Below are 8,949 nucleotides of genomic sequence, written 5' to 3' on the forward strand. Positions count from 1 at the left end.
CGTCCGCCGTGCCGACTGGCTCGTGGACGTCGGACCGCACGCCGGCGAGGGCGGCGGATCAGTGCTGTACAGCGGCCCTGTTCAGGGTTTGGCGGACGTTCCTGGTTCGGTCACCCGGCCGTTTCTCCTTGACGGGTCGCTCCCGCAAGGACCGGTACCGCAGGACTCGGTAACGCAGGAGTCCGTGCCTCAAGAGTCGGTGCCGCAGGAAACAGCAGGTCCGGCAATTGTGGCTCAATCGTTGTCGGAAACTTCAGTCCGGAACAAGGAAAGAGAACCGCTTGGGACCCTGCATCTGGGCGGAGTTACCCGGCACAACCTGCACAATCTCGATGCCGAATTTCCGCTCGGCGTCCTGACGGTTGTGACTGGCGTATCGGGATCAGGAAAGTCGACTTTGGTCAGCCAAGTGCTGGCGGACGTCGTCGGCTCCCATGTGCGTAACGACTCTCCGCAGGCTGAGGCCTCCCCATCCGGTCCGGAGACTGCACCAGAGGCAGAAGCATACGCGACAACGCATATTGACAGCTCAACTGCTGGGACAGCAGACGCGGCAGCGGACATTGAAGTGGCGCCGGGCGACCGGATGACCGTCCAGCAGATCACCGGGCTGGAAAGCATCGACCGGTTGGTGCGCGTGGACCAAAAGCCAATTGGCCGGACACCTCGGTCCAACCTCGCCACCTACACCGGGCTGTTCGACGCCGTGAGGAAGCTCTACGCCGGCACCGATGCCGCACGCTCCCGCGGTTTCAACGCCGGACGGTTTTCCTTCAATGTCGCGGCCGGACGCTGCGAAACCTGCCAGGGCGAGGGCTTCGTCGCCGTGGAACTCCTCTTCCTACCCGGAAGCTACGGCCCCTGCCCCACCTGCCACGGATCGCGCTACAACTCCGAAACGCTGGAAGTCACATACCGCGGAAGGAATATTGCTGAAGTTCTTGGCCTGACCGTCGACGCCGCCGCGCAGTTCCTCTCCGACGTCCCCGCCGCGGCACGCAGCCTTGAAACGCTTCGAGAGGTTGGTCTGGGTTACCTGCGGTTGGGGCAGCCCGCTACTGAACTTTCCGGAGGTGAAGCCCAGCGGATCAAGCTCGCCACCGAGCTCCAACGATCCCGGCGCGGACACACGCTCTACCTTCTCGACGAACCCACCACGGGACTGCACCCCGCTGACGTGCAGCTCTTAATGAAGCAACTCAACCGCCTTGTCGACGCCGGAAATACCGTCGTTCTCGTCGAACACGACATGGATGTCGCCGCTGCAGCAGATTGGGTTATTGATCTCGGCCCCTCCGGGGGCGACGCCGGCGGACATATTATGGCCGCCGGACCGCCGCGTACTGTCGCAGCGAAGGAGGACAGCGTCACAGCCCCCTACCTCGCCAAGCGTCTGACGCGGTCGGTGGAAGGTGCAGTGTAAGGTTTTCCATTCCGGGTTTCGCCTGCCGAGTTTCTGCAGCAATCCACTCTGTCGTGGTCCAGCATCGCCACTCTTCCTCCACATGGAGACCGATCGTCGGGTTATACACATTGAAGAGATGGTCCATAGAGAGGCTGGAATTATGCCTATAGTGTCGAAGACATGTTCGACACATCAGTTTCCGGAAACACGCGGCAGCCCGCCGGCAGTTCCACCATGGCAGATTTCGCCTCGTTCCTCTCCACTCTGGATCAGGAAGTTTCCGATGCTGAACTAATTGACCGGATTGAAGCATTGGAGAAATTGAAGTCGGCCGCCGCTGCCGCCCAGGCCCGAGCTACGGTGAGATTCGATATCTCCCAGCGCAATAAACAGTCCCACACCGGCACGCGGGCAAAACCGGGTGAAGGAATCACCTCCCAAATCGCTCTCGCCCGGCACGACAGTCCTGCCCTGGGAAGCCGCCACCTGAGTGTGGGCAAAGCCCTCGTGAACGAAATGCCGCACACCCTGAACGCGCTAACTATCGGGGTGCTCAGCGAGTGGCGGGCGACCATTCTGGTCCGGGAGACCGCCTGTCTCGACGTCGAAGACCGCACCCGGGTCGATGCGGCCATGGCCGCCGATCCGACTGTGCTGGAAGCCTTGGGAGACCGAAGGCTTATCAGCGAGGCGAAGAAAAACGCCTATCGGCTGGATCCTCACTCAGTGGTCCGCCGTGCCGCTAAGGCCGAAACAGAACGTACCGTTACCTGCCGTCCAGCCCCGGACACGATGACGTACGTGACAGGTCTGTTGCCGGTGGCCCAGGGCGTCGCGGTCAAGGCAGCCCTGACCCGGGCGGCGGATCACCACATTCGGATCACCGGCGACGAACGCGGCCGCGGCCAGATCATGGCAGACACTCTCGTCGAACGCGTCACGGGCCGGACCTTCAATAACTCCGTGGCGGCGCCGGCCGGGATGGGCCAGAGTACTGAAACCGCCGGGCTCCAGGGCGGTACTGCATCGTCCGCGGACACCACAGGCCTCCCGGGCATGGCTGCACATCCGGAAGAGTCAGCACAGCGACGCGAGACCGTGCCGGGAACGTCCGGGCAGGACACTCCGGACGCAGCGGACAGCCCGAACAGTTCGGCAGCCGGGGTGGGAATCGAAGTCCAGTTGATCATGACCGACCGGACGCTCTTCGCCGGCGACAACGAGCCCGCCTACCTGCACGGCTACGGAACCGTACCGGCCGGCTGGGCCAGAAACTTGGTTCGCCACGGCGGCAACACGGACGCTGACAATATCAGTGGCCGCGAGGACAGCGGCAGTCACCACTATGCCCTCAGCCTTGGTACAGGCAACGGCGGTGACGCCGGTCAAGCCGCCTCGGGCCGGGTATGGATCCGCAGGCTCTACACCGCCCCGGACACCGGACGGCTGATCGGCATGGATTCCACCGCAAGGATCTTCCCTCAAGGATTACGAAGATCCCTCATCAGCCGTGATCAGACCTGTCGCACGCCCTGGTGCGATGCGCCGATCCGGCACATCGACCACATCACCCCACACAGCAAAGGCGGGCAAACCAGTGAGGCAAACGGTCAGGGCCTGTGTCAACGCTGCAATCTCGCGAAGGAAGCACCCGGCTTCACGTCCCAACCCATCGAGGGACCACGGCACACCGTCCAGCTCACCACGCCCACTGGCCATACCTACCAATCAACTGCACCGCCACCACCGGGCACCCCATCACCGGTTACGGCAATGAGCAACGCCACTCCGCGGGATGTCATTCCGATTCGTACCGAACGGCTGCGCCATTCGGGATGATCGGCCGTTTGCTGGCCGTGATTTTCTGCAAATCATTAAAATCCGCCAACTCTGTCAGCAACACATACGTTGGCCGCATGAGCTGCAGCGTTCCATCCGCGGCCCCTTGCAACACCTCCCGCACCGGCAACCAATGCGAGGCGCTGGCCTCCGTGGTCTGGTGCCGCGGCTCCAATGAAGGACCGACGACAGCAAGGTAGAAGTATGTATCAAAGCGTTTGGGGCCGCCCGGCGGTGTTACCCAGTTGGCCCAAGGTAGGAGTTCACCCGCCTCGAGCACTGCTCCGGTCTCCTCCTGGACTTCCCGGAGTGCCGCTGCCACAAGGACTCGCGACATGTCACGCATGCTGGAGTGACCGGCGACTGCTACCGCGGACCGTTCCCAGGCCAACGCATGTCGATCCCATACGGCCTGCGGCAATGTGTGCGACCCGGCGGATTCGTAGTCGACCGGATCAACCCGTCCGCCGGGAAACACCACAGCGCCAGCCGCGAAGTCCATCGTCGAAACCCTGTGTTGGATGAACACTTCAACCTCAGGAGCATCGCGACGCAGCATCAAAACGCTGACGGCAAGACGCGGTTCGACAGGGTCGACGCCCGGAAGTTGAGGATATGTTGCCATGCTGCCTCTATCTCAGCATTCGACGACGTTAACCGCCAGGCCGCCTTCGGCTGTCTCCTTGTACTTTGAGCTCATATCCTTGCCGGTCTCGCGCATGGTAATGATGACTTCGTCCAGGGATACATGGTGCGTCCCGTCGCCCCAAAGCGCCATCCTTGCTGCGTTGATCGCTTTGGCGGAGGCAATGGCGTTGCGTTCGATGCACGGAATCTGGACGAGTCCGCCGATCGGATCGCAGGTCAGGCCGAGGTTGTGCTCCATGGCGATTTCCGCCGCGTTCGCTATCTGTTCCGGGGTGCCATCCATAATTTCGGCGAGCGCACCCGCGGCCATCGACGATGCAGAGCCAACCTCACCCTGGCAACCGACTTCGGCACCGGAGATGGAGGCTTGCTCCTTGTAAAGTACACCGATGGCACCGGCTGTCAGCAGGAACCGGACGGCGACGTCGTCGCGCTCCTCCTGAGTTGCCTTGTCCATGCCGGCGGTGTATCGGGTGGCGTAGTGCAGCACTGCCGGGATGATGCCGGCGGCGCCGTTCGTCGGGGCGGTGACTACGCGTCCGCCCGAGGCATTCTCCTCGTTGACGGCGAGCGCGACCAGGTTGACCCATTCCTGCCAGAATTTGGGGTCGTTGTCCGGGTCCTCGGCGAGGAGACGCTGGTGCCAGTTCGGGGCGCGGCGGCGTACCTTGAGCCCGCCGGGGAGCACATCCGTGCGCTTGAGGCTGGTCTCAACGCAGGATTCCATTACATCGCGGATATGCAGCAGCCCGGAGCGGATCTCCTCCTCCGAACGTTCGACTAACTCGTTGGTGCGCATGACATCGCCGACGCTGATGCCGCGGTCGTTGCAGTGACGCAGTAGTTCGACGGCGGTGCGGAAGGGAAGCGGCTGCTCCGCCTTGGACGCATCGAGCTCATCTGCTGCGGCGTCTTCTTCACCTTCACGGACAATGAAGCCTCCACCAACGGAAAAGAACGTGGCGCTGTGCAGGATATTGCCGTCGTCGTCCGTGACCTGGAAGCTGACGCCATTAGTGTGCCGCGGCAGGATGGTCAGCGGCCGCAACACAATATCGTCGACGCCGTAGCTGACCTTCCTGCCTGGCATGCCGTCGGCAGTTGGTGCAGGTTCGACAACTGGTGCGCCCTCCGCTGCCTGCGCTGCCTGCGCTGCCGGCACACCGTCCACTTGGGAGGCCAGGTGCAGTTCGCCCGAATCGGCGATCGCGGCCAGCCGGGATTCGACCTCATCGGGCAGGATGAGCTCCGGTTCGAACCCTTCCAACCCAAGCAGCACCGCGGTCATGGTGCCGTGCCCCCGGCCGGTTGCCGCGAGTGATCCATAGAGGTCCACCCGCAGGCCGGCGACGCTGTCCAGAATGCCGCGCTGAACCAGCTCACGCGCGAAAACGGACGCCGCCCGCATCGGCCCCACCGTGTGTGAACTGGAGGGACCGATCCCTACGGAGAAGAGGTCGAATACGCCGACTGCCATGACTAGTCCTGTTCCTGCGGGGCAGAATCAGTGAAACGGGCCACGCCTGGGTAGAGCGGATGTGCTTCGGCAAGCGCCGTTACACGTGCTGCCAGCGGCGCCAAATCTTCGTCCGGTCCCGCAATCAGGGCCTGGGCGATGATGTCGGAAACTTCGGTAAAGGCGTCGGCGCCGAAACCGCGGGTGGCCAATGCCGGTGTGCCGATCCGCAGCCCTGAAGTGACCATCGGCGGACGTGGGTCGAAGGGAACGGCGTTGCGGTTGACGGTGATGTCGATGGCGGCCAGCCGGTCCTCCCCTTCCTTGCCATTCAGCTCGGAGTTGCGCAGGTCAACCAGCACCAAGTGCACGTCGGTTCCGCCGGTCAGGACGGAAATTCCGGCCTCCGCCACGTCAGGCTGCGAGAGCCGTTCGGCCAGGATCCGGGCGCCTTCCAGCACGCGCTCCTGCCGTTCCTTGAATTCCGGAGTTGCGGCGAGCTTGAACGCGACCGCCTTGCCAGCGATGACATGTTCCAGCGGTCCGCCCTGCTGACCCGGGAAGACTGCGGAGTTCACTTTTTTGGCGATGTCGGCGTCGTTGGAGAGGATGATTCCGCCGCGCGGACCGGCCAGTGTCTTGTGCGTTGTCGACGTCGTCACGTGGGCATGCGGGACCGGATTCGGATGCAGCCCGGCGGCCACCAAACCGGCGAAGTGCGCCATGTCCACCATCAGGTAAGCACCGACGGCATCGGCAATCCGGCGGAACTCGGCGAAGTCCAGCTGACGCGCGTAGGCTGACCAGCCGGCGACAATGAGCTTGGGCTGGTGTTCGACGGCGAGGCGCTCCACCTCGGCCATATCGATCCGGTTGTCCTCCTCGCTGACCTGGTACGGGACCACGTTGTACAGCTTGCCGGAGAAGTTAATCTTCATTCCGTGCGTCAGGTGGCCGCCGTGCGCGAGGTTCAGACCCAGAATGGTGTCGCCTGGCTTGATCAACGCATGCATCACGGAGGCATTCGCCTGCGCGCCGGAGTGCGGCTGGACGTTGGCGAAGCCGGCTCCGAACAAGTCCTTGACCCGGTCGATCGCCAGCTGCTCCACGACGTCGACGTGCTCGCAACCGCCATAATAGCGCCGTCCTGGGTAGCCCTCGGCGTACTTGTTGGTCAGCACCGAACCCTGCGCCTGCATCACTGCGACGGCGGTGTGGTTCTCCGAGGCGATCATCTCCAGGCCGGAGCGCTGGCGGTGCAACTCGGCGTCGATCTGTTCGGCGATTTCAGGATCGAGATCGCCGAGCAAAGCGTCCAGGTACGGTTCCTTGGTCTGCACGCCCGCGGCGTTGACCCCGGCCTGCGCGCTCACAGTTCTACCCCATTGGTCTTGGCATACTCGTCGGCGCTCATCAGCGGACCTTCGGAGCTAACCTCGACGGTGAACAGCCAGCCCTCGCCGTACGGGTCATTGTTGACCAGCGAGGGGTCGTCGACGACGGCGTCGTTGACGGCGGTGACTTTGCCACTGACCGGCGCGTAGAGGTCGGAGACGGATTTGGTGGACTCGACCTCGCCGCAAACTTCACCGGCGGTGATCTCGGCACCGGTCTCAGGGAGGTCAACGTAAACGATGTCGCCGAGTGCGTCGGTGGCCACGGAGGTGATGCCGATCCGGGCGCCGTCGGAGCCGGAGGTATCCACCCATTCGTGTTCCGCGGAGTACCGGTAATCGGTAAGGATATTGTTGCTCATCTGCGAGCCTTTCTGGTCAGTCAAGAGGTGTGGTTTGTGCGGAGCCGGTTCTAGTTGCTGCGCTTGTAGAAGGGGAGCTTGACGACGTCGAACTTCTCCGGCTTTCCGCGGAGGTCAACTTCCACGGTGGTGCCTGGTTCGGAATGCGCGACGTCGACATAGGCCATTGCGATCGGGTGGCCCAGGGTGGGGCTCGGCGCTCCGGAGGTCACTTCGCCGACGACCTCGCCGTCGACGGAGACCGGGTAGTGCGAGCGGGCGGCGCGCCGTCCCTGTGCCGTCAGTCCGACCAGCTTCCGGGAGGTGCCCTGTTCCTTCTGCGCCTCCAGCGCAGAGCGGCCAACGAAGTCGCCCTCCTTGGAGAGCGCAACGACGGGGCCGAGGCCGGCCGTGTAGGGGCTCGTTTCCAGGGAGAGTTCATTGCCGTAGAGCGGCATGCCGGCTTCCAGCCGCAGCGAGTCGCGCGAAGCCAGGCCTGCCGGAGTCAGCCCGGCGTCAGTCCCGGTCTCCAGCAGAGCCGTCCACAACTGCGCCGCCTGAGCGTTCGGCAGGTACAGCTCGAAGCCGTCCTCGCCGGTGTAGCCGGTGCGGGCGAGCAGCACATCGAGCGGGCCGCCGTCGGTGTTGATGGTGACGTCGGTGGCCGCGTAGTACTTCAACCCGGTGACGTCCGCATGCTGCGAGGAGTCGATCAGCTTCAGCAGAATCCCTTCCGACTCCGGACCCTGCACCGCGATCAGGCTGGTCTCCGCGGACTGATCCTCGACCTCGACGTCGAACTGCGCCGATCGCTCGGCCAGGGCGGCGGCGACGGCGGGAGCGTTGCCCGCGTTCGGCACCACCAGGTAGTCGTTATCGCCGCGGCGGTAGGTAATGAGGTCGTCGATGATTCCGCCGTCCTCATTGCACAACAGCGAGTACTTGGCGCGGCCAACCTTGACGGCGGAGAGCTTGCCGGCCAGGGCGTAGTCGAGGAATTCGGCGGCCTGCGGCCCGCTTACCCGGACTTCGCCCATGTGGCTGAGGTCGAACAGGCCCGCGGTTTCGCGCACCGCCTTGTGTTCGGCCAGTTCGCTCTTGTACTTCAGCGGCATTTGCCAGCCGCCAAAGTCGGTGAAGAAGGCGCCGAGCTTTTCGTGTTCAGTGTAGAGGGCGGTCTGCCGGCTGGTGGCTGTGCCGGTTCCCGAATTTTCAGATCCTGATGTTTCGTTGCTCATGGTTTCGCTCATTCCTAGTTGGCGTACTCTTCGATGGGCGGGCAGGTGCACACCAGGTTGCGGTCGCCACGGGCGCCGTCGATCCGGCCGACCGGCGGGAAGTACTTGTCCATCCGCAGCGAAGCCAGCGGGAACACTGCTTCCTCGCGGGTGTAGGGGCGGTGCCAGTCCGAGCTGGCGACGGCGGATGCCGTGTGCGGTGCGCGGCGGAGCGGGCTCTCCTCGACGGCGTAGGTTCCTGCCGCGACGGCTTCCATCTCGCCGTGGATGGCGATCATGGCGTCGATGAACCGGTCCATCTCGTGCAGGTCTTCCGACTCGGTCGGCTCGACCATCAGTGTCCCGGCAACCGGGAACGCCAGCGTCGGGGCATGGAAGCCGTAGTCGATCAGGCGTTTGGCCACATCCTCGGCGGTGACGCCGCTGCGGGCGGTCAGGTCCCGCAGGTCCAGGATGCACTCGTGCGCGACGAGTCCGTCCCGGCCGGTGTAGAGAACCGGGAAGTACTCGTTGAGCCGGGTGGCCACGTAGTTCGCGGCCAGCAGGGCGCCACGGGTAGCTTCAGTCAGCCCTTCGCCGCCCATCATTGCCACGTAGGCCCACGAAATCGGGAGCACACCGGCCGAAC

At 63.9% G+C, this 8,949-nt stretch carries 7 protein-coding genes and 1 pseudogene; 2 read left to right on the forward strand and 6 right to left on the reverse strand.

Features of this window, described 5'->3' with window-relative positions; genetic code table 11:
• Both Y707_RS25755 and Y707_RS29010 read left to right on the forward strand, forming a co-directional pair.
• Positions 1-1,423, forward strand: a 1,423-nt coding sequence (locus Y707_RS25755) for an ABC transporter (protein WP_035781655.1), incomplete at its 5' end; no start/stop codon positions are given.
• A gap of 162 nt (positions 1,424-1,585) precedes the next feature.
• Complete coding sequence (locus Y707_RS29010; RefSeq protein ID WP_051441964.1) at positions 1,586-3,244, forward strand: HNH endonuclease; 1,659 nt, start codon at positions 1,586-1,588, stop codon at positions 3,242-3,244.
• Here Y707_RS29010 and Y707_RS0112875 read toward each other — a convergent pair.
• The 6 genes and pseudogenes from Y707_RS0112875 to Y707_RS29885 all read right to left on the reverse strand — a co-directional run.
• Positions 3,204-3,869: an NUDIX hydrolase gene (locus tag Y707_RS0112875; RefSeq protein WP_026535401.1), complete on the reverse strand. Its 666-nt coding sequence runs from the start codon at positions 3,867-3,869 to the stop codon at positions 3,204-3,206. The genes Y707_RS29010 and Y707_RS0112875 overlap by 41 nt on opposite strands.
• Positions 3,870-3,881: 12 nt before the next feature.
• Entirely contained in the window at positions 3,882-5,369 is a 1,488-nt protein-coding gene (locus tag Y707_RS0112880; RefSeq protein ID WP_026535402.1) for an L-serine ammonia-lyase, read from the reverse strand.
• Positions 5,370-5,371: 2 nt separating this feature from the next.
• Positions 5,372-6,721: a serine hydroxymethyltransferase gene (gene glyA, locus Y707_RS25765; RefSeq protein ID WP_051441965.1), complete on the reverse strand. Its 1,350-nt coding sequence runs from the start codon at positions 6,719-6,721 to the stop codon at positions 5,372-5,374.
• The gene (gcvH, locus tag Y707_RS0112890) at positions 6,718-7,104 is read right to left on the reverse strand and encodes a glycine cleavage system protein GcvH (protein ID WP_026535403.1); all 387 of its coding nucleotides are present in this window, start codon (positions 7,102-7,104) and stop codon (positions 6,718-6,720) included. The genes glyA and gcvH overlap by 4 nt, the downstream gene beginning before the upstream one ends.
• A gap of 50 nt (positions 7,105-7,154) precedes the next feature.
• Positions 7,155-8,321: a glycine cleavage system aminomethyltransferase GcvT gene (gcvT, locus tag Y707_RS25770; RefSeq protein ID WP_051441967.1), complete on the reverse strand. Its 1,167-nt coding sequence runs from the start codon at positions 8,319-8,321 to the stop codon at positions 7,155-7,157.
• Between the two features lie 14 nt (positions 8,322-8,335).
• A pseudogene (locus Y707_RS29885) lies at positions 8,336-8,949 on the reverse strand (glycine dehydrogenase (aminomethyl-transferring)); the annotation flags it as partial.

This window comes from Arthrobacter sp. H14, from assembly GCF_000520495.1.
In the GTDB taxonomy this organism is placed as follows: Bacteria; Actinomycetota; Actinomycetes; order Actinomycetales; family Micrococcaceae; genus Arthrobacter_C.

Excerpts from the sequence above, each read along its gene's own strand:
- Y707_RS0112880 (WP_026535402.1), bottom strand. The coding sequence starts at position 5,369 with ATGGCAGTCGGCGTATTCGACCTCTTCTCCGTAGGGATCGGTCCCTCC.
- gcvT (WP_051441967.1), bottom strand. The coding sequence starts at position 8,321 with ATGAGCAACGAAACATCAGGATCTGAAAATTCGGGAACCGGCACAGCC.
- gcvH (WP_026535403.1), bottom strand. The coding sequence starts at position 7,104 with ATGAGCAACAATATCCTTACCGATTACCGGTACTCCGCGGAACACGAA.
- Y707_RS29010 (WP_051441964.1), top strand. The coding sequence starts at position 1,586 with ATGTTCGACACATCAGTTTCCGGAAACACGCGGCAGCCCGCCGGCAGT.
- Y707_RS0112875 (WP_026535401.1), bottom strand. The coding sequence starts at position 3,869 with ATGGCAACATATCCTCAACTTCCGGGCGTCGACCCTGTCGAACCGCGT.